We start from the raw sequence: 22,638 nt of genomic DNA, 5'->3' as shown, positions 1-22,638 counted from the left end.
CTTCTGGGGTGTCAGCCACGGGTATTCCTCAACATCTTGTTGCAGCCCGGTATAACCGACACTTGCCGAGGGGGCAATCTGCACCCATGCTCCAGGGGCTGAAACGCTGGGGTCAAGCCTGTTCGCGACCCCGCGCCGCCGCTGTTGCCCAGATGACGGTCAGACCGGCCGAGAAGACGGCGTTCCAGGCCGCCATCGACAGGCCCAGGAAGCTCCAGGCGACCTCGTCGCAGCGGACGACCGGCGCGGCTTGCAGGCGCGTCATCAGGTCCTGCGTGGAAAGGCCGGCCAGATCCCCGACACCGCCCGAACAGTGCGAGGGACCGGGCCACCAGGCCAGCTCGACCCCGGTGTGATAGATCGCCAGGCCTGTCGCGGCCCCCGCGGCGACAAGGCCCAGGACCGCAAGCACGCGAACTCGCCCGGTCAGCCAGACCAGCAGCGCCACCGCAACGGCCGCGACATGCGGCCAACGCTGCAGGATGCACAGCTCGCACGGGGCATAGCCCGCGGCCTGGAACCCCAAGGCCGCGATCAGAAGGAAGGCGGAACCGCCGCCCGCCAAATATGTCAACTCTTTGCTTGTCACATGAACCTCAGCGCGGCAAAGCCGCCGATCAGGCAGGCCATGAAGATTGTGAAGACCAACCCCAGCCGTCGTTCGATGAAGTCGCGGATCGGCGGGCCGAACTTCCACAGAAGGCCCGCCACTACGAAGAACCGGCCCGCGCGCCCCAGGATCGAGGTCGCGATGAACAGCGGCAGCGACAGCCCGACCGCACCCGAGAAGATCGTGATGACCTTGAACGGAAACGGCGTCAGCGCGGCGAACAGCACCGCCCAGCCCCCGTATTCGGCGAAACGTGCGGCCAGCTGGTCGTAGGCGGCCTCTTTGCCATAGACGGTCAGGATCCACTGTCCGACCGTGTCCATCAGCACGGCCCCGATCCAATAGCCCAGAAGCGCGCCCAGCACCGACCCCAGTGTGGCGACGGCCGCGATGATCCAGGCCTTTGCGCGCTGCGCCAGCACCATCGGGATCATCAGCACATCCGGCGGGATCGGAAAGACCGAGCTTTCGATGAAGCTGATCGTGAACAGGGACGCGCGGGCATGGCGGTGTGCCGCCAGCCCCATCGTCCAATCGTAAAGCCGTCTCAGCATGCTGTCCCCTCGGCGCTCTTTTACCGATGTGCATCCCCGGCGGGCGCGGCGGCGTCAAGCATCTTGCGCCCGAATCTCGGTGCTGTGATGGTGGATGTGCCGACGGACCATGTGACGCCCGCCGGCAGGGCAAGGTCAACCAAGGGGACGGCAATGCAGTGGCGTGGACGGCGGGGCAGCCGCAACATCGAGGATCGTCGCGGCATGGGCCGGGCAGGGGGCATCGGCATCGCGGGGACGCTGGTCGTCCTGGCGGTCGGATACTTCTTCGGAATCGACGTCACACCGGTCGTGCAGGCGCTGGATCAGCCGCAGAACGATGTCGAGCTGTCGCAGCGGGACGAGGAATGGGGGCAGTTCGTCTCTGTCGTGCTGGCTGACACCGAAGAGGTCTGGCGTTCGGTCCTGCGCGATCAGGCGGGCATGGACTATCAGGACCCGACGCTGGTCCTCTTCCGGGGGGCGGTGCAGTCGGCCTGCGGCGGGGCGTCCGCGGCCATGGGGCCGTTCTATTGTCCGGGCGATCAGCGCGTCTATCTGGACACCGACTTCTTCGACATGATGGCCGCGCGCATGAACGCGGGCGGTGATTTTGCCGCTGCCTATGTCGTCGCGCATGAGGTCGGCCACCATGTCCAGAACCTGCTGGGCACCCTGGGCGAGGTGAACCAGCAGCGCGCCCGCCTGTCAGAGGTCGATGCCAACAGCCTGTCGGTCGCGACAGAATTACAGGCCGACTGTTATGCAGGCATCTGGGCGCGGCAGGCGCAGGAACGTTTCGGCACACTGGACGTTGGTGACATGGAAGAGGCGATGCGCGCGGCAGAGGCGGTGGGCGATGACGTTATTCAGGCCAATGCGGGGCAGACGCCGATGCCGGACAGCTTCACCCACGGGTCCGCGGCGCAACGCCAGACCTGGTTGATGCGGGGGTTCAACTCCGGCGAACTGAGACAATGTGACACGTTCGGCGCGGGCAATCTGTGATTAGGTCCGGTGCAGGACACAGGAGGACAAGATGGCGACGTTCCTTACATTTGCGGGCCTGATGACGGCCTTCGGCATCACGCTGCAGCTTGGCGCACCCCGTCAGCGCGCGGTCGCCGTCCGCAAGGACTAGCGCGGCAGCCTGGGCGGTCGCTGGTCCTGCATGGCCCATTCCGGCCAGAGGCCCAGCTTTTCCAGCGCCAGCAGCGCAAACCCCGCCGCGACGATGGCAAGGACCAGCTTGACCATCTTTGCGCTTGGAGGCCGATGCGCCCATTTCGCGGCGCGCAAAAGCCAGATCATGTTGTTCATCGTGTGCCTTGCCTGCTAAGTCCTGACCGAATCGAAACAGACGCCGCGACGAAATACAAGAGCTCCACGTGCCCCACCACCAGGACAGCCGCGACCTTCCCTATTCTGCCCGCCAGATGTACGACCTTGTTGCCGACATCGAAAGCTATCCGCAGTTTCTGCCCTGGAACAGCGCGGCCCGCATCCGGACGCAAGAGACCCGCCCCGATGGCGCCGAGGAGATCGCCGCCGACCTGGTGATCAGCTTCAAGGTCTTCCGCGAGCGTTTTGGCAGCCGCGTCGTCCTCTGGCCCGAGGATGAGGAGGGTCGGCTGAAGATCGACACCGAATACCTGGACGGGCCGTTCAAGTACATGCGCAGCGGCTGGACGTTCCAGGACCGACCAGAGGGCGGCTGCCACGTCGACTTCTTCGTGGACTTCGAATTCAAGAACGCCATTCTGCAGCGCCTGATTGGCGTCGTCTTCCACGAGGCGATGTCCCGCATCGTCCGCGCCTTCGAGGAACGGGCGCGCAAGCTCTATGGCGGTGACACGACCGTCCGCTGAGGCCGACCGCAAAAGGGCCGCCTGTGGCGGCCCTTGTCGTATCAGGTCAGCGCGGCCTTCAGATCCTCGGCCTTGTCTGTCGCCTCCCAGCTGAAGGCGGTCGCGCCGTTCAGCGCATGCGGATCCCGCCCGAAATGGCCATAGCTGGCGGTCGGGCGATAGATCGGGTGCAGCAGGTCCAGTTCCCGAATGATCGCGAAGGGGCGCAGGTCGAAAACCTCTCTCACGGCAGCCACGATCTTTTCGATCGCGACCGTTTCGGTTCCGAAGCAGTTGAGGCTGATCGAGGTTGGCTCGGCCACGCCGATGGCATAGCTGACCTGGATCTCGCAGCGTTTGGCCAGTCCGGCCGCAACGATGTTCTTGGCAACCCACCGACCGGCATAGGCGGCCGAACGGTCCACCTTGGACGGGTCCTTGCCCGAGAATGCGCCGCCACCGTGCCGTGCCATGCCGCCATAGCTGTCGACGATGATCTTCCGGCCCGTCAGGCCACAGTCGCCAACGGGACCGCCGATGACGAACTTGCCGGTCGGGTTGATGAAGAACTTCGTCTGTTCCGACAGCCACTGCGACGGCAGGACCGGCTTGATGATCTCCTCGATCACGGCCTCGCGCAGGTCGGCCAGCGCGATCTCGGGGTTGTGCTGCGTGGACAGCACCACCGCGTCAATCCCCGCGGGTCGGCCGTCGGCGCCATAGCGCAGCGTGACCTGTGACTTTGCGTCGGGGCGCAGCCATGACAGCGTGCCGTCACGGCGGACCTTGGACTGGCGTTCGACCAGGCGGTGGGCATAGGTGATCGGCGCGGGCATCAGGACGTCGGTTTCGTCCGAGGCATAGCCGAACATCAGCCCCTGATCGCCAGCCCCCTGTTCTTCGAGGTTTTCGCGGTCAACCCCTTGATTGATCTCGGGCGACTGCTTGCCGATGATGTTGATCACCGAACAGGTCGCGCCGTCGAAGCCGACATCAGACGACGTATAGCCGATATCGTTGATGACCCCGCGGACGATGGATTCCAGATCCACCCAGGCGCTGGTCGTGATCTCGCCCGAGATGATGGCGACCCCGGTCTTCACCATGGTTTCGCAGGCGACGCGGGCACGGGCATCCTCGGCCAGAATGGCGTCCAGGATGGCATCCGAAATCTGGTCGGCGATCTTGTCGGGGTGCCCCTCCGACACGGATTCCGATGTAAAAAGCGAATATTCGGTCATGGATCAGTACCGGTAATGATCGGATTTGAAGGGGCCGTCGGGCGTGACGCCGATATAGGCGGCCTGTTCCTGCGACAGGGTCGAGAGCTTCGCCCCGACCTTCTCCAGGTGCAGGCGGGCCACTTTTTCATCCAAGGCCTTGGGCAGGATATAGACGCCCGGCTGGTATTCGTCGCCCTTGGTGAACAGCTCGATCTGCGCCAGCACCTGGTTGGTGAAGCTGGCCGACATCACGAAGGACGGATGTCCTGTCGCGTTGCCCAGGTTCAGCAGGCGGCCTTGGCTCAGCAGGATGATGCGGTTGCCCGAGGGCATCTCGATCATGTCCACCTGGTCCTTGACGTTCGTCCACTTGTGGTTGCGCAGCGCGGCGACCTGGATCTCGTTGTCGAAATGACCGATGTTGCCGACGATGGCCATGTCCTTCATCTCGCGCATGTGCTCCAGCCGGATCACGTCGCGATTGCCGGTTGTGGTGATGAAGATGTCGGCGCTGGCGGCCACGTCTTCCAGCGTGACAACCTCGAACCCGTCCATCGCGGCCTGCAGCGCGCAGATCGGATCGACCTCTGTCACCTTGACACGCGCCCCGGCGCCCTGAAGGCTGGCGGCCGAGCCCTTGCCTACGTCGCCATAGCCGCAGACCACGGCGACCTTGCCGGCCATCATCACGTCGGTGGCGCGGCGGATGCCGTCGACCAGCGACTCCTTGCAGCCGTACTTGTTGTCGAACTTCGATTTGGTGACGCTGTCGTTCACGTTGATCGCGGGGAAGGGCAGCAGGCCCTTCTTGTGCAGGTCGTAAAGACGATGCACGCCGGTCGTCGTTTCCTCGGACACGCCCTGGATCGCGTCGCGCTGGCGGGCGAACCAGCCCGGCGTCTCAGAGATGCGCTTGCGGATCTGGGCAAACAGCGCCTCTTCCTCCTCGGACTGGGGTACGGCGATCAGGTCGGTCTCGCCCGCCTCGACCCGTGCGCCCAGCAGGATGTACAGCGTCGCGTCGCCGCCATCGTCCAGGATCATGTTCGCGGTCCCATCCGCGAACTGGAAGATCCGGTCGGTATAGGCCCAGTATTCCGGCAGCGTCTCGCCCTTGATGGCGAAGACTGGCACGCCCGACGCCGCAATGGCCGCGGCCGCGTGGTCCTGCGTGGAATAGATGTTGCACGACGCCCACCGGACGTCCGCGCCAAGCGCGGTCAGCGTCTCGATCAGGACGGCAGTCTGGACGGTCATGTGCAGGCTGCCGGCAATGCGCGCGCCTTTCAGCGGCTGGCTGTCCCCGTATTCGGCCCGCAGCGCCATCAGGCCGGGCATCTCAGTTTCAGCGATGTCCAGTTCCTTGCGACCGTAATCGGCCAGCGCGATGTCCTTGATGATGAAATCGGTCACGGCTGCTCTCTTGTCATTCCAGGTTGCATCCGGGATAGCGCAAGGCCTTGCTGTCCGAAAGGGGCTAATCGGTCACGTCCCTGGCCGCGACGGCTGGCTGCTGCGGGCCATGCGCAGCACGAAATCATGGGCCAGGCGCTTGGCGGTATGCAGTGGCGGCGCCTCTGGTGCCCATTCGGCCATCCGCCCGTCGACGATCATCCGCGCCAGCCCATAGGCGAAGCTGCGGGCCGACAGGACCATCAGTGGAATGTCCTCCTTGTGGTGCAGCTGCCCGCCTTTCTGCGCTCGGATGAGCATCCGGGTCATCAGTTCCGTGATCGAGTCGACATAGCGGCGCAGTTCTGGCCTGGCCAGCATCCCGGTCATCCGGTGGTCCGATACCATCCGAAACTGCGCCTGATGCGCGTCGGCCCAGTCCAGATAGGCGTCGCCGAGGGCGCAGAACTGTCCGACAGGATCGTTGGGATCCACGCGCACGACAACACGGGTGCAGTTGTCAATCAGGATGATCAGCGCATGCTCGACGACAGCGGCCAGCAGCGCGTCTTCGTCGGTAAACAGCCGTGTCAGCTTCTCGACAGGCTCGCCCAGTGCATCGGCCACATCCTCGAGGCGCAGATTATGGGTCTGCTGCCGCTCGATCAGGACGATTGTCATATCAATGGCGCGTTCGTGCAGCGCGCGCACTGTTCTGCTGGCTCGGCTGGAGGGCATCACATCATCCCTTGCGACGCAATGATGGAAGACTAGAAACTACGCGGAAACAATGGTTTAGTCCAGAAAGGCCGACGCTGGCACAAGGCCGGTTTGAAATCATCACGGAATCGTCGGTCAACTTTAGCACGAGTTTGTGTCGTCGCGTGCCTCTATTGTCGCCGCGCATGAAAAAACGCCGCGGCCTGCTGACCGCGACGTTCCGTCTGCATGAGTTGCAGGCATCAGCCCTCGGCGCGGGCCTGGCGCTTGCGCTCGTGCGGGTCCAGGAAACGCTTGCGCAGGCGGATGTTCTTGGGCGTCACCTCGACCAGCTCGTCATCATTGATATAGGCAATGGCCTCTTCCAGCGACATGCGGACCGGGGGCGTCAGGCGCACCGCCTCGTCCGTGCCCGAGGCGCGGACGTTGGTCAGCTTCTTGCCCTTCAGCGGGTTCACTTCCAGATCGTTGTCGCGGCTGTGTTCGCCGATGATCATGCCGGTATAAAGCTGTTCCTGCGCGCCGATGAACATCTTGCCGCGCTCTTCCAGGTTCCAAAGTGCATAGGCAACCGAGACGCCGTTCTCCATGCTGATCAGCACGCCTTGGCGACGGCCCTGGATTGCGCCCTTGTAGGGGGCCCAGCCGTGGAAGATGCGGTTCAGAACGCCGTTACCGCGCGTGTCGGTCATGAACTCGCCCTGATAGCCGATCAGGCCGCGGGCGGGGACATGCGCAATGATGCGGGTCTTGCCGACACCAGCGGGGCGCATGTCGACCAGGTCGCCCTTGCGCTCACCGGTCAGCTTTTCGATCACCACGCCAGTGTATTCATCGTCGACGTCGATGATGACCTCTTCGATCGGCTCCATGCGCTGGCCATCTTCCTCGCTGAAGATGACGCGTGGGCGCGAGATCGACAGCTCGAAGCCCTCGCGGCGCATGTTCTCGATCAGGACGCCCATCTGCAATTCGCCCCGGCCCGAGACAACGAAGGCCTCGCCGCCCGGCGTGTCCTCGACCTTGATTGCGACGTTGACCTCGGCCTCGCGCATCAGACGCTCGCGGATGACGCGGGACTGGACCTTCTTGCCATCCTGACCGGCCAGAGGGCTGTCGTTGATGCCGAAGGTGACGCTGATGGTCGGCGGGTCGATCGGCTGCGAGGGCAGGGCGGCGTCAACCTCCATCGCGCAGAGCGTGTCGGCCACGGTGGCTTTCGACATGCCGGCGAGGGTGACGATGTCGCCGGCCTCGGCCACGTCGATCGGGGTCTGCGTCAGGCCGCGGAAGGCAAGGATCTTGCTGATGCGGAACTGCTCAAGCCTCTCGCCGTCTCGCGACAGGGCCTTGAGCGTGTCGCCGGCCTTGGCGGTGCCGGCCTCGACCCGGCCGGTCAGCAGGCGGCCGAGGAAGGGGTCGGCGCCGAGCGTGGTGGCCAGCATCTGAAACGGCTCGGCCGCGCGAGCGATCTGCTTGGGAGGCTGCACATGCTTCAGGATCAGGTCGAACAGCGCCGACATGTCCTTGCGCTCGCCATCCAGCGTCGCGTCGGCCCAACCGCCGATGCCCGAGGCGTAGACATGCGGGAAGTCCAGCTGCTCGTCGCTGGCGCCGAGGTTGGCGAACAGGTCGAACACGTCATTCAGAACATCGTCCGGCTCGGCGGCGGGCTTGTCGACCTTGTTCAGCACCACGATCGGGCGCAGACCAAGCGCCAGCGCCTTCGACGTCACGAACTTCGTCTGCGGCATCGGGCCTTCGGCGGCATCGACTAGCAGGCAGACGCCGTCGACCATCGACAGGATACGCTCGACCTCTCCGCCGAAATCTGCGTGGCCGGGCGTGTCGACGATGTTGATCCGCGTGCCCTTCCACTCGACCGAGGTGGCCTTGGCCAGGATGGTGATGCCGCGTTCGCGTTCGATGTCGTTGCTGTCCATCGCGCGTTCCGCGACAGCCTGGTTTTCGCGGAAGGCCCCCGACTGACGCAGCAGCTGGTCGACCAGGGTGGTCTTGCCGTGGTCGACGTGGGCGATGATGGCGATGTTGCGGATATCCATGGCGGCCTTCTTTCAGGTTCGCGGCTGCCCTAGCGGATATGGGGCATGATTGCCACCCGCAAAGTGAGAGGCCCCGCCGCATCGCAGGGCCCAGTTTCAAAGTTCGACCGCGGATGGGGACGCAGCATGGCGGCGGCTTGGCGCCCAAAGGAAAAACGGGCAAGTGCCCGCCGGCCCTCGCCCGTATTGCATCAGGATCAGCCGCCGGTCTTGCCGGACGTCTGTTGCCGTGGATGGCTGGACCGCGAACCCGTAGTCACGTCGCCCGCCATTCCGCCTGCGGTCCGGCCTCAGCGAAGGCCGAGGAAGGACAGGATGAACAGGACGACGACGACCAGGCCGACGATGTAGATGATCGAGTTCATGATATTCCCCTTTGTGTTCCGATGCCTGCAAAGCGTTACCGCCTTGGCATGTCATCATTCAAACAACAGCAGGGCGAAGCCGGTTCCAGATGCCGTCAGGAAAAGCTGCCACTGAGGCAATGCCGATCGGTTCAGCCGGCCGGCGCATTATTCACCGGGGGGTCGATGCGGCCATCGTATCCTGCATCCAGCCAAGGCCGCGCTGCGTCTGGCGAGAGGGCGCATATTCTGCCGCGACCCAGCCGGAATAGCCGCTGGCGTCCAGGTCGCGGAAGAACGTGCGGTGGTCCTGGGTGCCGCTGTCCGGCTCGTGCCGGCCCGGATGTCCGCCGACCTGCACATGCCGCACCAGCGGCGCGACCTTCCGCCAGCATGCCAGCATGTCCCCCGTGATCGCCTGCGCGTGATAGGTGTCCAGCTGAAGCCCCAGGTTGGGGGCGCCGACGCGCCGGATCACCTCGACGGCAAGATCGTGATCCTGCAGGAAATAGCCCGGGACGTCGCCGGGGTTCAGCGGCTCGATGGTCATGCTGGCATGGGGCGCGCGTTCGCAGGCCCAGGCCAGGTTGGCGACATAGGTTTCCAGCGCGGCCGGACCCTCGGCGCGCCCTGCCATCACGTGGATGTGGCGCGCGCGCAGGGCTTGGGCGACGCGCAGGCTGCGTTCGAAGTCCCGGCGGAAGCGGTCCCCAAGCCCCGGGACGGCCGCGAACCCCCGCGGTCCGCCCGCCCAATTCGGCGGCGGCGCGTTGATCAGGACGATCTCTAGCCCGGCGGACAGGGCGGCGCGATAGAGGTCGTGCGCGGCAATGTCATAGGGAAACAGGATCTCGGCACCCTGGAAGCCGGCTTCGGCGGCCGCCGCGAATCGCTCGAGCATCGGAAGCTCCGTGAAGAGCATCGTCAGGTTCGCGGCGAACCTTGGCATCAGGGTTCCAGCGCAAAGAACCGGTCGCCAGACCGGATGCCGGTGCGGCCGTCGGGCCCAGGCTCGGCTGCGGCGGCCAGCCGATAGAAGGTCTTGCGGTCGATCAGGGCCTCGAGCCCCGCGCGGACATGGACATAGGGCCGCGGCACCTCCGCGTCGCCCCGCACGACGATCGGGTGGTCCGGTCCGGCAGTGACCGTATCACCCACATTCGTGGTGAAGGTGACGCTGCCTTGCGCGATGTCGGCATCGACGGCCAGGAAGGGGGCATCCTCGACCCGGATACCGACCTTCTCGACCGGGGTGACCAGGAAGAAGCGGTCATCCTCGCGCTTGAGGATGGTCGAGAACAGGCGCACCATTGCGGGGCGTCCGATGGGGCTTCCTTCGTGGATCCAGGTCCCGTCGGCGCGGATCTCAAGATCCATTTCTCCGCAATAGGCCGGGTTCCACAGGTGCACGGGCGGCAGGCCGCCTTTGCCCGCCTTGCTGGCCGCTTCGGCCAGTCCCTCGGCGCTCACGCTATTGTCACTGTTTTCCGCCATTCGATCTGGTCGCCTTCGTGCCGGTTGCCTATGCTCCGCATAAAGCAGCGGAAGGGCATTGTCATGACGGCGGACGAAATTCTGGTGCAAGAGATCGAGGTCTTGGCCGAACGTCTCGCTGCGGCGCGCGAAAGCACCGAGCGGCGTTTTGTGGGCCAGCATGACGTGGTCGAACAGGTGCTGGCGGCGATCCTGGCGGGCGGCCACGCGCTGCTGGTCGGCCAGCCGGGGCTGGGCAAGACCATGCTGGTCGACACGCTGTCAACGGTCCTGGGCCTTGGCAGCCGGCGCATCCAGTTCACGCCCGACCTGATGCCCGCCGACATCCTGGGGTCCGAGGTGCTGGACGCCCTGCCGGACGGAACCCGCGCCTTCCGCTTCATCGAGGGGCCGGTCTTCACCCAGCTTCTGATGGCGGACGAGATCAACCGCGCCAGCCCGCGCACCCAGTCCGCGCTGCTGCAGGCCATGCAGGAACGCGAGGTCACGATCAGCGGTCAGCACCGCCCGCTTGGCCGGCCGTTCCATGTCTTGGCGACCCAGAACCCGATCGAGCAGGAGGGCACCTATCCGCTGCCCGAGGCGCAGCTGGACCGTTTCCTGCTGCAGATCGACGTGGATTACCCGGACCGCGACACCGAACGCCAGATCCTGCTGGCGACGACGGGCCTTGAGGAAGGCGTCCCCCATGCCGCCTTCGCGCCCGAGGACGTGATCGCCGCGCAGCGCCTGATCCGACGGATGCCAGTGGGCGAATCCGTGGTCGAGGCCATCCTTGATCTGGTCCGCGCCGCCCGCCCCGGAGCGCCCGAGGCCCCGCAGTTCGTGACCGACGCGCTGGTCTGGGGACCGGGGCCGCGTGCCGCGCAGGCGCTGATGCTGGTGACGCGGGCGCGGGCTGTCCTGAACGGCCGCTTTGCGCCGACGCTCGACGACGTCACCGCCATGGCGCCGCCCGTCCTGCGTCACCGCATGGCCCTGTCCTTCGCCGCCCGTGCGCGCGGTGAATCGGTGGACGGCGTCATCGCTCGTCTGCTGGACGACAGGGCGGCGGGCCGCCGCGCGGCATGAGCCTCTCTCCCGTCGATCTGCGGGCGCGGGCCGAGGCCGCCTCGGGACATCTGCCGGGCCTGATCCTGTCGGCCGAGCGGCTGGCCTCGATGGTCGCGCCTGGCGCCCACGGTCTGCGTCGCGCCGGGCCGGGTGAAGATTTCTGGCAATACCGCCCTGCGTCCGAGGGTGACACGGCCCGCAGCATCGACTGGCGCCGCTCGGCGCGTTCTGACGTGCAGTTCGTTCGCGACCGAGAGGCGCAGACTGCACAGGCCGCCGGCATCTGGCTGTCGCGCGACGCCGGCATGGACTTCACCGGCGGGCCAGACCGCCCGACGAAGGCCGAGCGTGGCCGGCTGCTGGCGCTGGCCCTCGGCATGCTGATGCTGCGCGGAGGAGAGAAGGTTGCCCTGCTGGGGCAGCCGCCGCGTGCCGGGCGCCTCCAGGCCGAACGGCTGGCCGAGGGGCTGGTCACGCGCGCTGACGACACCGACCCTGCCGCGGCGCTTCGTCCCCAGATGCGGGTCGTCGTGATCTCGGATTTCCTGTCGGATCCTGCCTGGGTGCAGACCTTGCTGGCCCGCGCCGCGGGGCTGGGCAGCATGGGCGTTCTGCTGCAGATCCTCGACCCTGACGAGGCCACGTTCCCTTACGCCGGCGCGGTCGAGTTCCGCGCCCCCGGCGGAGGGCCGCGCCATGACAGCCGCGATGCCGAGGGCCTGCGCAACGCCTATCTGCAGCGGTTGGCTGACCGCCGCGACTGGCTGTCGGCACAGGCCCGGCAGGCGGGATGGCAGTTCGGCGGGCACGTGACCAACGCGCCGGCGTCCGAGGTGCTTGGCTGGCTGTGGCAGGCGTTGGGGCAGGGGGCGCGCTGATGCTGCTTCTGGGACCTCTCGGCTTCGCATCTCCCTGGGTGCTGGGCGCGCTGGTCGCGCTGCCGGTCCTGTGGGTGATCCTGCGCGCGATGCCGCCCGCCCCGAAGCGGATCGTCTTTCCGGGTGTCGCGCTGCTGGCGGGGCTTGTCGATCGCAGCCCGGTGGCGCGACGGACCCCCTGGTGGCTGCTGTTGCTGCGCCTTGCGGCCATCGCTGCCCTGATCCTGGCATTCGCAGGGCCGATCTGGAAGCCGGTGGTGCAGGTCCCTGCCGATGGCCCGCTGCTGGTTGTGATGGATGCGGGTTACGCCGCCGCGCCCGATTGGTCGGCGCGGCAGGCCCGCGCCGACCGCGCGCTAGTCGAGGCTGCGGCGGATGGACGACCGGCCGCCCTTCTGCTGGCCAATGGGCAGTCGGACGCGGTGCTGACCTTCCAACCGGCCGACAGCTTGAGGGCCGGGCTGCGCGGGGCGCAGCCGGCGGCCTGGGGCAGCGCGCTGCCGAACGACCCGCAGGCGGCGCTGGCGGCGCCGCCCGAGGGCCAGCTCTCGACGCTGTGGCTGGCGGACGGCACCGATTACGCGAACCGCGCCGCGTGGCTGCAGGCGCTGTCCGACCGAGGGCCTGTGACGGTGGTGCCGCCCGCCCGCCCGCTGCGCACCCTCAGCCTGGCCGAAGATGAGACGCCCTCACTGACCCTGCACGCTACCGACGATGCCGCGTTGCAGGTCGAGGCGATCGGCCCGGACCCGCAGGGGGTCGAGCGCGCGCTGGCCACTCTGACGCCCGGCGATCCCATCAGCCAAGACGGCCTGACAGTCCGCCCCGTCGCCATCGACCTGCCGCCGGAACTGCGCAACCGCATTGCCCGCTTCCAGATCCGGGGAGAGAGGCATGCGGGCGCCGTCGTCCTGGCCGACGACCGGGTGCGCCGGCGCAAGGTGGGGCTTGTGGGCGATCCCGCCGATCAGGCCGAGGGTCAGCGCCTTCTGGCGCAGACCCATTACCTGCGGCAGGCGCTGGCCCCCACGACCGATCTGGTCGAGGGCGCCCTCGGCGACGTGCTGGACGCGGCGCCGGACGTAATCGTGCTGGCCGACCAGGTGCAGCTGGCCGAAAATGCCGAACTGGCGGAGTGGGTCCAGCAGGGCGGCTTGCTGATCCGCTTCGCCGGTCCGCGCATGGCGGCCTTCGACCGCCTGATGGAAGAGCCGCTGCTGCCCGTCGCGCCCCGGCAGGGTGGCCGCGACATCGGTGGTGCGCTCAGCTGGGGGGATCCGCGCGGGCTGGCGCCTTTCGCCACCGACGGCCCCTTCGCCGGGCTGACCCCGCCGGACGAGGTGACGGTCAGGGCGCAGCTGATGGCGCAACCCTCGCCGCAGCTGTCCGAACGGACGATCGCCGCGCTGTCGGACGGAACGCCGCTGATCACGCGCGATCGGATGGGTCAGGGACAGGTGGTCCTGGTTCATGTCACCGCGAATGCCGAATGGTCGAACCTGCCGCTGTCCGGCCTCTTCGTCCAGATGATGGAGCGTCTGGTCGCCACCGCGCGCCTGTCGCCCGCCGAGGAAGCCGCCGAGGATCGCGAGCAGCCGTTCTGGACGCCGCAGACGGTGCTTGATGGTTCCGGCCACGCCGCGGATCCAACCGACCTGATGCCCGTCGCGGCCGAGGAGATGGCGCAGGGTCCCGGCCCTGGGCGCCCGGCGGGCATCTACGTCGCCGGCGAACGCCGGCAGGCGCTGAACGCTGGCGGGCCGTTCAGCCTGGCCGACTGGCCCGGCGCCACGGTCGAGGATGTGCGCACAGCACCCGGCCGCGACCTGAAGGGCCTTCTGCTGGCACTGGCTGCGCTGCTTCTGGCGCTGGACGCACTGGGTTCGTCGATGCTGGCGCGCGGTGGCCGGCGGATCGGTACGGCAGCGGTGATCCTGCTGCTGGCGGTCCTGCCGGCGCCGCGCGTCCAGGCGCAGGACATCGACGCCGACCTGGCCCGCGCCGCAGATGAGGTTGCGCTGGCCTATGTCATCACCGGCGACAGCCGCGTGGACGAGGCGTCCGAGCAGGGGCTTTGGGGCCTGTCGCAGGCCCTGCGGCAGCGCACCTCGGTCGAGCCGGGCCGCCCCATCGGCATCGACCTGGACGAGGACGACCTGTCGCTGCTGACCTTCCTCTATTGGCCAGTCACCGAAAGCCAGCCCGCGCCGGGTCCGCAGGCCTATCTGCGTCTGAACGACTTCCTGCGGTCGGGCGGCATGATCCTGTTCGACACGCGCGACGGTGACGTGACGGGGGTGGGCGGCCCCGACATGTCGGGCGCGCTGCGCCGGCTGGCCGCGCCGCTGGACATCCCGCCATTGGCGCCGGTGCCCGAGGATCACGTGCTGACGCGCACCTTCTACCTTCTGTCCGACTTTCCGGGGCGCTGGCAAGGAAACCCTGTCTGGCTGGAGGCGCCGCCACTGGCCGCCGAAACCTCGACCGGCGCGCCGTTCCGGCAGCTGAACGACGGTGTCAGCCCCGTGGTCATCGGCGGCAACAGCTGGGCCGAGGCCTGGGCTGTCGATGACAACGGCTATCCCGTCTTCCCGATCGGCAGCGGATGGGAGGGTGAGCAGCAGCGCGAGATGGCCTATCGGTTCGGCATCAACCTCATCATGTATGTGCTGACCGGCAACTACAAATCCGACCAGGTGCATGTGCCGGCACTCTTGGACCGCTTGCGGATCGAGGAGGTCCTGGCCCCATGACCGCGCTGACGCAACTGCGTTTCGACCCCGCCCTGCCGTGGTGGGCCATCGCCGCGCTGGCGGCTCTGGCGGCGCTTGTGGCTGGCTTCGCGCTCTGGCGCGGCCTGCGGGGCTGGGCGTGGCGCGGCCTGGCTGGACTTGCCGCCGCCCTGGCACTGGCGGGTCCCGCGCTGGAGCTGGGCACCCGCGCGGGGCTGAGCGATATCGTGATCCTGCTGGACGACCGCTCCTCCAGCCAGAGGCTGCCGGGGCGGTCGGCGCAGGTCGATCAGGCGGTAGAGGATCTGTCGGCGCAGCTCTCGGCGCTGCCGGGGACCGAGGTGCGCCGCCTGACGGTTGGCGACGACGCGGATGGCACGCTGCTGGCGACCGCGCTAACGCGTGCCACCGCCGCCGAACCCGACGCGCGGCTGGCAGGCGTCATCGCGGTCACGGACGGCCGGCTGCACGACCCTGCGATGCTGCCCACCCAACTGCCCGCGCCGCTGCACGTCCTGCTGACCGGCCAGCCGCAGGACTGGGACCGCCGCTTGGTCATCGAGGAAGCGCCCGCCTTCGGCCTAATCGACCAGGAGGTGACGATCCGCCTTCGGGTCGAGGATCAGGGCGACGTTCCCGAGGCCAGCCGCACCGGCAGCGTCAACCTGCGCCTGTCGCTGGACGGTGAGGACGCGCAGAGCTTTGCCGTGCCGATGAACACCAGCCTGACCCTGCCCGTGGTGCCGTCCCATGCCGGACAGAACGTCGTGCAGATCTTTGTGGACGCCGAACCCGGTGAGCTGACCGAGCGCAACAACTCGGCCGCGATCAGCATCAACGGCGTCCGCGACCGCCTGCGCGTGCTGCTGGTATCAGGCGAGCCCCATGCCGGCGAACGCACCTGGCGCAATCTTCTGAAATCTGACGCGGCGGTCGATCTGATCCATTTCACCATTCTGCGCCCGCCCGACAAGTTCGACGGGGTGCCCGTGTCTGAACTGTCGCTGATCGCGTTTCCGACGCAGGAGCTGTTCCTGGACCGGATTGACGACTTCGACCTGATCATCTTCGACCGCTATCGCGTCCGGGGCATCCTGCCGCCCGACTACTACGCGAACATCGCCCGCTATGTTCAAGAGGGGGGCGCAATCCTGGTGTCGGCGGGCCCCGAGATGGCCTCGGTCGAGAGCCTGAACCTGTCGCCCCTGGGTCGGATCCTGCCCGCACGCCCCACCGGCCGTGTGATCGAAGAGCCTTATCTGCCCCGCCTGACCGAGGACGGGCAGCGACATCCCGTGACCGCCGGCCTGCCCGGCGCGGGCGAGGATCCCGATTGGGGCCGCTGGCTGCGCATGGCCGAGGTGACGCCCGATCCCGGTGCGCAGGTCGCCATGACAGGCGCGGACGACAGCCCGCTTCTGATCCTGGACCGGGTGGGCAAGGGGCGCGTCGCGCTCTTGACCTCGGACCAGGTGTGGCTGTGGGGGCGCGGCTTCGAGGGCGGCGGCCCGCAGCTGGAGCTTCTGCGCCGGATCGCGCATTGGTCGATGAAGGAACCCGAGCTGGAGGAGGAGGCGCTGCTGGCCGATATCAGCGACGGCCTGACGGTGCGGTTCACCCGTCGCACCATGGCGGAAAACGCCGGCCCGCTGGTGGTGACGCAGCCCGACGGCAGCGAGGTTCAGGTCCCGCTGACCGAGGAAGGGCCGGGGCGCTTCACCGCCGAATGGACCGCGCCCGAGCCGGGGCTCTATCGCCTGCAGGACGGCGATCTGCGGCGGGTCCTGGCGCTTGGCCCCTCGGCCCCCCGCGAATTCGAGGAGACGGTGGCTGACGCGCCGCTGCTGGCGCCGCTGGTCAAGGCGAGCGAGGGATCGGTCCAGCACCTGTCCGAGGGCGTGCCGGACCTGCGCCAGGTCCGCGCGGGCCGCGCCACCAGCGGATCGGGCATTGGCGGCAACTGGATCGGCATCACCCCCCGAGATGCCGCCACCGTCACCGGACTGGAGCGGCGCCCGCTGCTGCCCGGATGGGCGTGGCTGGTGCTGATATCGGGGCTGATCCTGACCGGCTGGCTGGCCGAGGGCCGGCGGGGACGCGCCTGAGCGTGCTTGCCAACCCGCGCCCCCGTTGGTAACCCGAAGTCAAATCGCCCAAGGAACGCACATGGCTGACGAGACGCGCAACCCCGCCCCCTATACCGAGGCCGACCTGTCGCTGATCAAGCGGATCATTCCCCACCGCTATCCCTTCCTGTTCATCGACAAGGTGCGCGACATCGTGCCGTTCGAAAGCGCCGTCGGGATCAAGAACGTCACATCGAACGAGCCGCATTTCCAGGGCCATTTCCCGAACCAGCCGGTCATGCCCGGCGTCACCATCATCGAGGCGATGGCCCAGACCGCCGCCGTCGTGGTGGGCATCAGCATGAACGTCGTGGACGAGGAGATGCTGACCTATTTCATGGGCATCGATAACTGCAAGTTCCGCCGCATGGTCGTGCCGGGCGACGTGCTGGAACTGCACTGCCGCGCCATCCGCGGCGGCGGCAAGATCTGGAAGTTCGAAGGCAAGGCCATGGTCGACGGCCAGCTTTGCGCCTCGGCCGAATATACGGCGATGATGGCCCGCAAGGATGGCTGAAACCCGCATCCACCCCTCGGCCGTGATCGAGACCGGTGCCGAGATCGGCGCCGGTGTCGAGATCGGGCCGTTCAGCGTCGTCGGACCCCGCGTCCGTCTGGCCGACGGGGTGGTGCTGAAGTCGCATGTCGTGATCAGCGGCGACACCACGATCGGCGAGGGGACGGTGATCTTCCCCTTCGCCTCGATCGGAGAGGTGCCGCAGGACCTGAAGTTCAAGGGCGAGGACGTCCGCCTGGAAATCGGCGCTCGCAACCGCATCCGCGAATACGTCACCATGAACCCCGGCACGGCCGGCGGTGGCGGGGTGACGCAGGTCGGAAACGATGGGCTGTTCATGGCCAACTCCCATGTCGGTCACGACTGCCGGATCGGCGACCGCGTGATCCTTGCCAACAGCGTGGCCGTCGCCGGCCACTGCGTGCTGGAGGACGACGTGATCGTCGGCGGCCTGTCGGGTGTTCATCAGTGGGTGCGCATTGGGCGGGGCGCGATGATCGGCGCTGTCACCATGGTGACGGCCGATGTGATCCCCTATGGCCTTGTGCAAGGACCTCGCGGGCATCTGGACGGGCTGAACCTGGTGGGCCTGCGGCGCCGCGGCGCCAGCCGCGGCGACATCGCCGCGCTCCGCGATCTTCTGGCGGATCTTGGGCGCGGATCGTTCCGCGACGCCGCCCGGCACCGTTCCGAGGCAGAGGTATCGGGAATGGAGCGTGACGTGCTGGACTTCATCCTTGGCCCGTCAGACCGCAGCTTTCTCGCCCCAAAGGACATCTGACGACGCATGAGCCGTATCGCGATCATCGCCGGCCAAGGTCGGCTTGCCCCCGCCATCGCGGCGCAGCTGCAGGACCCGGCCGTCTTCGCGCTGGACGGCTTCGAACCCGAGGGCCTGGCCGCGACCCCTTTCCGGCTGGAGCGTCTGGTCCCCTTCTTGGACGAACTGCACGACCAGGGCATCGACCGCGTCGTCTTCGCGGGGGCAATCCGCAGGCCGCGTCTCGACCCTGAGGCATTCGATCCGCGAACGGCGCAGCTGGTGCCCCGGATCCTGATGGCGATGCAGTCGGGCGACGACGCAGCACTGAGGACGGTCCTCGACGTCTTCGAGGAAAGCGGTGTAACAGTCTGTCCTGTCGAGGAAGTCGCTGCATCTCTGATCCCCGGTGAAGGAGTGGTCTGCGGCGCGCCGACCGATGCCGACAAGCGCGACGCGGCCAAGGCTGCCGCGATCTTGGCGCAGACAGGCGCGCTGGACCTTGGGCAGGGCGTGGTGGTGGCGCAGGGGCTGTGCCTGGCACTGGAGACGCTGCCGGGAACGGAGGCCATGTTGGACTTCGCCGCGCGTCATTCTGGCCTGCGACCGAATCCGAACGGAGCCAAGGGCGTCTTCTTCAAGGCGCCGAAGCCCGGCCAGGATCGGCGCGTCGATCTGCCCGTCCTGGGGCCTGACAGCGTCGATCAGGCCGCTGCCGCCGGACTGGCGGGGATCGCTTGGGCTGCTGGCGGCGTCATTCTGCTGGAACAGGCTGAAATGGTGCGGAGGGCCGAGGCAGCTGGGCTGTTCCTCTGGGCAGCCGGGGGGCTGGCCTGAAGGCGCGGCCGAAAATGACTCGCCTTCGTGTCCTGTCGGGGCTAGCCCTTGGGTCATTGGCGAGAGGCACTGCGGTATGCGCTATTTCTTGATCGCAGGAGAGGCGTCGGGCGACCTTCTGGGCGCGTCCCTGATGTCGGGTCTGCAGCAGCTTGACCCGGAGGCCCACATCACCGGCATCGGCGGACCCGCCATGCAGGACCTGGGGCTGCAAAGCCTGTTTCCCATGGACGAGCTCAGCCTGATGGGCATCTGGGAGGTGCTGCCGAAGTACCGCCACCTCAAGCGCCGCATCGCAGAGACTGCAGAGGCCGTCATCGCAGCCGAACCCGACGCGCTGATCGGTATCGATAGCCCCGACTTCTGCCTGCGGGTGGCGCGGCTTGTCCGGGCGCGACGGCCTGATCTGCGCACGATCCACTATGTCGCGCCCTCGGTCTGGGCATGGCGCCCCGGACGCGCTGCGAAGATGGCCCAGGTGATCGACCACGTCCTGGCGATTTTGCCATTCGAGCCGCCGCTGATGCGGGCCGCCGGAATGACCTGCGACTTCGTGGGTCACCCAGTCGCCACGGCCAAGATTGCCGGACCCGAGAAGGCCGCAGCCTTCCGCGACAGCCACGGCATCGCCGCGGATGCGCCCGTCGTCCTGTGCCTGCCGGGGTCGCGGCGGTCCGAGGTGTCGCGCCTGGCCCCGCGTTTCGACGAGGCATTGATGCGGCTGCGCGACCGCGTCCCCGAGATCCGGGTCGTCCTGCCGACCGTCCCCGGCGTCGCCGCCATGGTCCGCGACATGACGCGCCGCTGGCCCTCCGCGCCGATCGTGATTGAGGATGCCGAAGCCAAGCGCGCCGCCTTTTCCGCCGCCGATCTGGCGCTGGCGGCGTCCGGAACGGTCAGTCTGGACCTCGCGGCCAACCGCGTTCCCATGGTCATCGGCTATGACATGGCCCCACTCAGCCGCATGGTGATCGGCTGGCTCCTGCGCACGGATACGGTCACGCTGGTCAACCTGGTCAGCGAGACCCGCGCCGTGCCCGAATATCTGGGCCGCAACTGCCAGCCGGGACCGCTGGCAGAGGGTCTGCAGGAGGTCCTTGAGAATGCCGTGGCGCGCCGGGCGCAGATGGAGGCGATGGACCTGACGATGCAGCGCCTGGGCAAGGGGGGTGAGGCGCCGGGCCTGCGCGCGGCGCGCTCGGTCCTGTCGGCGATCAGAGAACCGCAGTCACGATGATCTCGACCTTGTAGTCGGGGGTCGCCAGCGCGGATTCGCCCGTGGCGCGCGCCGGGGTCTGGCCCTGCGGCACCCAGGCGTCCCAGACGGCGTTCATCTCGGCGAAATCGGCCATGTCGGCCATCCAGACCTGGGCCGACACGATGCGCGTCTTGTCGGTGCCAGCCTGCGCCAGCAGATCGTCGATCTGCGCCAGCACCGCGCGTGTCTGGTCGGCCACCGGCGTCCCCGGTTCGCCGACCTGGCCCGCCAGGAAGACGAAGCCGTTGGCGATGACCGCCTGGCTCATGCGGGGGCCGGTGCCGATGCGTTTGATGTCGCTCATCTGAAACTCCATTGATGATGTCGCGGGACGCTATACGCGGCCTCGGACAGCGGCAAGGCGGCTTGCGGTTGTTCCTGCTGTGTTCTATCGTGGGCCGATGTTGCACCAGACCGATGTCCTGCCGCCGATGCCCGGCCAGCGTCTTGCGCGTGGCTGCGGCCGGCTTCTGCGCAGCCTGGATCACGCCGTCCTGACCGAGTTCGTGCCCGCCCGCGGGCTGCGCGTCGACCTGATCAGCCTTGGCCCCAAGGGCGAACTTTGGATCGTCGAATGCAAGAGCGGGCGCGCTGACTTCCGCGCCGATCGCAAATGGCAGGGCTATCTTGACTGGTGCGATCGCTACTTCTGGGCGGTCGATGCCGACTTTCCGGTCGATCTACTGCCCGAGGATACGGGCTTGATCCAGGCCGACGCCTTCGGGGCCGAGCTGGTCCGCATTGGCCCCGAGACGCGGCTGGCGGGCGCGCGTCGCGCGAAGGTGCAGCGCGACTTCGCCCGTGCCGCCGCGCTGCGCCTGCAGGGGCTATGTGACCCCGATGGGATCAGCGCCGGGGCTTTTTAGGCTTGCCGCCCTGGGCCATCCCGCGCGCCGCCTCGGCCGCGGCCATCAACTCCTCGGCGATTTCGGCGGCCTCCTCGGGGTCGAAGTCCATCGGCAGGTCGATACCGTCGCCCTGCACATAGATGCGGACCATCCCCTGGTCGGTCGGTCCGATCTGCAGATTGGCCGAGATGTCGCTTTCGCTGTTGATGCCCATGAGACTTTCCTTTCGCGTCAGAACTTTCTGTAACGCGGGTGCATTTTCGCGGCAAGCGGGGCTTGCAACGGCCGCGCACCAGGTCTAAAGAACCGCTCTGTGCCGCCTTAGCTCAGTTGGTTAGAGCGCTAGATTGTGGATCTAGAGGTCCCCCGTTCGAGCCGGGGAGGCGGTACCATGATTTCATTAAATTACAAGATATTCTGAGCTGGATCAGAACCCGTGTAGAGGTTGTGTAGAGCGTTTTCATCGAACGGAACCGTTGCCTGCATGACTCGCCATTCAGATGATTGGTTTTAAGCCAAGAAAGATCGACCCGGATTCTGTGCATGATGGAATGCGGCCAGTGTACCGCTGCAACAGACCCATGCCATCCGCCCGATCTTGTTCATGGTCGCGGTCAACTCGGGAATGGAACCGCCCGCCATCCAGGGATTGCGCCAGATGATGATGGAGTCCCGCAGATCGGCAGTTGGGACAGGTTGTCTCCTAAGGGATCGGGCAAGACTGAGACTGCATAGCCGCCCGAAAAGCTGACTTCAAATTCCCCGGGTTCATCCGTTTTGTCATACGTGTAAATCGCCCAGACACAGCAGGTCTTGCGCCACACGTATTAGTCTGCCGGGCCTGTAAGCTATTCGCTTAAGGGGCTTCTTGCAGTCTGCCAAAGGGGCACGCCGCGTGCGTCGGCTGGTAGAGGTTGCCCACATAGAGTTCGACATAGCCCGCCCGGCACGCAACTTCGACAGGTCGCCAACCCTTATGTGCGTCTGACCGGATTTCAGCCGTGATCATCTCGGGGAACGGATAGCGGGGCCAGCGGTATCGCGCGGGAAATGGACCCTCACAAGCACCTCACCTCTGGCAATGCCGCCCCGTGAAGGTTTCCACTTGGTCCCATGCTGATCCAACAGGGGCCCAAGACTGACTTTGCGAAGTGCCCGCCTCTAGGCTCCAGACCCATTGATTTCACTTCCTTTGCGTGACTCAGGGCTCGTAAGGAGACCTGATTGATGAGCAATCTGTTTTGGCTGACCGAGGTACAGATGGTGCGCCTTCGCCCTTTCTTCCCCAAGAGCCATGGCCGTCCGCGCGTCGATGATCTGCGGGTCCTCAGCGGCATTATCTTCATCAATCGCAACGGCTTGCGGTGGTGCGACGCACCGAAGGAATATGGACCGGCAAAGAC

The 22,638-nt window shown here is 66.9% G+C and carries 23 protein-coding genes and 1 tRNA gene; 13 read left to right on the top strand and 11 right to left on the bottom strand.

Annotated features, from left to right (window positions below; genetic code table 11):
• Positions 1-112: 112 nt before the first annotated feature.
• Positions 113-574, bottom strand: coding sequence for a disulfide bond formation protein B (locus tag OC184_RS13340; RefSeq protein WP_265507674.1), 462 nt, complete (start codon positions 572-574; stop codon positions 113-115).
• Positions 575-585: 11 nt separating this feature from the next.
• A complete protein-coding gene (locus tag OC184_RS13335) occupies positions 586-1,164 on the bottom strand; it encodes a YqaA family protein (protein WP_265507673.1) in 579 nt (192 codons plus the stop codon).
• A gap of 153 nt (positions 1,165-1,317) precedes the next feature.
• Here OC184_RS13335 and ypfJ point away from each other — a divergent pair, with 153 nt between their 5' ends.
• Positions 1,318-2,151 carry a KPN_02809 family neutral zinc metallopeptidase gene (ypfJ, locus tag OC184_RS13330; RefSeq protein ID WP_265507672.1) on the top strand — a complete coding sequence of 278 codons (834 nt, stop codon included), beginning with the start codon at positions 1,318-1,320 and terminating at the stop codon, positions 2,149-2,151.
• Positions 2,152-2,280: 129 nt separating this feature from the next.
• Here the strand turns inward: ypfJ and OC184_RS13325 are convergent, their stop codons facing one another.
• On the bottom strand, positions 2,281-2,463 hold the full coding sequence (locus tag OC184_RS13325) for a hypothetical protein (RefSeq protein WP_265507671.1): 183 nt from the start codon (positions 2,461-2,463) through the stop codon (positions 2,281-2,283).
• A gap of 68 nt (positions 2,464-2,531) precedes the next feature.
• On the opposite strand from OC184_RS13325, the gene OC184_RS13320 reads away from it, so the two are divergent.
• Positions 2,532-3,011, top strand: coding sequence for a type II toxin-antitoxin system RatA family toxin (locus OC184_RS13320; protein ID WP_265507670.1), 480 nt, complete (start codon positions 2,532-2,534; stop codon positions 3,009-3,011).
• Positions 3,012-3,052: 41 nt separating this feature from the next.
• Here the strand turns inward: OC184_RS13320 and metK are convergent, their stop codons facing one another.
• The 6 genes from metK to OC184_RS13290 all read right to left on the bottom strand — a co-directional run bounded on the left by metK (position 3,053) and on the right by OC184_RS13290 (position 10,226).
• On the bottom strand, positions 3,053-4,231 hold the full coding sequence (gene metK, locus OC184_RS13315) for a methionine adenosyltransferase (protein WP_265507669.1): 1,179 nt from the start codon (positions 4,229-4,231) through the stop codon (positions 3,053-3,055).
• A 3-nt stretch (positions 4,232-4,234) separates the two neighbouring features.
• A complete protein-coding gene (ahcY, locus tag OC184_RS13310; RefSeq protein ID WP_265507668.1) occupies positions 4,235-5,626 on the bottom strand; it encodes an adenosylhomocysteinase in 1,392 nt (463 codons plus the stop codon).
• A gap of 72 nt (positions 5,627-5,698) precedes the next feature.
• On the bottom strand, positions 5,699-6,343 hold the full coding sequence (locus tag OC184_RS13305) for a TetR-like C-terminal domain-containing protein (RefSeq protein WP_265507667.1): 645 nt from the start codon (positions 6,341-6,343) through the stop codon (positions 5,699-5,701).
• 224 nt (positions 6,344-6,567) lie between these two features.
• The gene (gene typA, locus OC184_RS13300) at positions 6,568-8,388 is read right to left on the bottom strand and encodes a translational GTPase TypA (protein ID WP_265507666.1); all 1,821 of its coding nucleotides are present in this window, start codon (positions 8,386-8,388) and stop codon (positions 6,568-6,570) included.
• 516 nt (positions 8,389-8,904) lie between these two features.
• The gene (locus OC184_RS13295; RefSeq protein ID WP_322630206.1) at positions 8,905-9,633 is read right to left on the bottom strand and encodes a hydroxypyruvate isomerase family protein; all 729 of its coding nucleotides are present in this window, start codon (positions 9,631-9,633) and stop codon (positions 8,905-8,907) included.
• 47 nt (positions 9,634-9,680) lie between these two features.
• Positions 9,681-10,226 carry a DUF1285 domain-containing protein gene (locus OC184_RS13290; RefSeq protein WP_265507664.1) on the bottom strand — a complete coding sequence of 182 codons (546 nt, stop codon included), beginning with the start codon at positions 10,224-10,226 and terminating at the stop codon, positions 9,681-9,683.
• A 63-nt stretch (positions 10,227-10,289) separates the two neighbouring features.
• Here OC184_RS13290 and OC184_RS13285 point away from each other — a divergent pair, with 63 nt between their 5' ends.
• The 8 genes from OC184_RS13285 to lpxB all read left to right on the top strand — a co-directional run bounded on the left by OC184_RS13285 (position 10,290) and on the right by lpxB (position 20,366).
• Positions 10,290-11,297 carry an AAA family ATPase gene (locus OC184_RS13285; protein ID WP_265507663.1) on the top strand — a complete coding sequence of 336 codons (1,008 nt, stop codon included), beginning with the start codon at positions 10,290-10,292 and terminating at the stop codon, positions 11,295-11,297.
• Positions 11,294-12,157: a DUF58 domain-containing protein gene (locus OC184_RS13280; RefSeq protein WP_265507662.1), complete on the top strand. Its 864-nt coding sequence runs from the start codon at positions 11,294-11,296 to the stop codon at positions 12,155-12,157. Before OC184_RS13285 ends, OC184_RS13280 begins: the two co-directional genes overlap by 4 nt.
• Positions 12,157-14,910, top strand: coding sequence for a DUF4159 domain-containing protein (locus OC184_RS13275; protein WP_265507661.1), 2,754 nt, complete (start codon positions 12,157-12,159; stop codon positions 14,908-14,910). The genes OC184_RS13280 and OC184_RS13275 overlap by 1 nt, the downstream gene beginning before the upstream one ends.
• Positions 14,907-16,994, top strand: coding sequence for a hypothetical protein (locus OC184_RS13270; RefSeq protein WP_378926981.1), 2,088 nt, complete (start codon positions 14,907-14,909; stop codon positions 16,992-16,994). The genes OC184_RS13275 and OC184_RS13270 overlap by 4 nt, the downstream gene beginning before the upstream one ends.
• Positions 16,995-17,055: 61 nt before the next feature.
• A complete protein-coding gene (fabZ, locus tag OC184_RS13265) occupies positions 17,056-17,532 on the top strand; it encodes a 3-hydroxyacyl-ACP dehydratase FabZ (protein ID WP_265500713.1) in 477 nt (158 codons plus the stop codon).
• Entirely contained in the window at positions 17,525-18,313 is a 789-nt protein-coding gene (gene lpxA / locus OC184_RS13260; protein WP_265507660.1) for an acyl-ACP--UDP-N-acetylglucosamine O-acyltransferase, read from the top strand. Before fabZ ends, lpxA begins: the two co-directional genes overlap by 8 nt.
• 6 nt (positions 18,314-18,319) lie before the next feature.
• Positions 18,320-19,129: an LpxI family protein gene (locus tag OC184_RS13255; protein ID WP_265507659.1), complete on the top strand. Its 810-nt coding sequence runs from the start codon at positions 18,320-18,322 to the stop codon at positions 19,127-19,129.
• 76 nt (positions 19,130-19,205) lie between these two features.
• Positions 19,206-20,366, top strand: a complete 1,161-nt coding sequence (gene lpxB, locus OC184_RS13250) for a lipid-A-disaccharide synthase (protein WP_265507658.1) — start codon at positions 19,206-19,208, stop codon at positions 20,364-20,366.
• Here lpxB and OC184_RS13245 read toward each other — a convergent pair.
• On the bottom strand, positions 20,344-20,691 hold the full coding sequence (locus tag OC184_RS13245; protein WP_265507657.1) for a RidA family protein: 348 nt from the start codon (positions 20,689-20,691) through the stop codon (positions 20,344-20,346). The two genes, lpxB and OC184_RS13245, sit on opposite strands and share 23 nt — an antisense overlap.
• Positions 20,692-20,788: 97 nt before the next feature.
• On the opposite strand from OC184_RS13245, the gene OC184_RS13240 reads away from it, so the two are divergent.
• Positions 20,789-21,253, top strand: a complete 465-nt coding sequence (locus tag OC184_RS13240; protein WP_265507656.1) for an MmcB family DNA repair protein — start codon at positions 20,789-20,791, stop codon at positions 21,251-21,253.
• On the opposite strand, the gene OC184_RS13235 is transcribed toward OC184_RS13240, so the two are convergent.
• Positions 21,234-21,449, bottom strand: coding sequence for a DUF6324 family protein (locus OC184_RS13235; protein ID WP_265507655.1), 216 nt, complete (start codon positions 21,447-21,449; stop codon positions 21,234-21,236). The genes OC184_RS13240 and OC184_RS13235 overlap by 20 nt on opposite strands.
• A 101-nt stretch (positions 21,450-21,550) precedes the next feature.
• Here OC184_RS13235 and OC184_RS13230 point away from each other — a divergent pair.
• Together OC184_RS13230 and OC184_RS13225 are read left to right on the top strand one after the other, a co-directional pair.
• Positions 21,551-21,627 (top strand) — tRNA-His (locus OC184_RS13230).
• Between the two features lie 835 nt (positions 21,628-22,462).
• A partial coding sequence (locus OC184_RS13225) for a transposase (protein ID WP_265507683.1) occupies positions 22,463-22,638 on the top strand: 176 nt, incomplete at its 3' end.

Origin of the sequence: Paracoccus rhizosphaerae (genome assembly GCF_026162645.1) — a bacterium.
In the GTDB taxonomy this organism is placed as follows: domain Bacteria; phylum Pseudomonadota; class Alphaproteobacteria; order Rhodobacterales; family Rhodobacteraceae; genus Paracoccus; species Paracoccus rhizosphaerae.
This window is presented reverse-complemented; position numbering and strand designations above follow the sequence as displayed.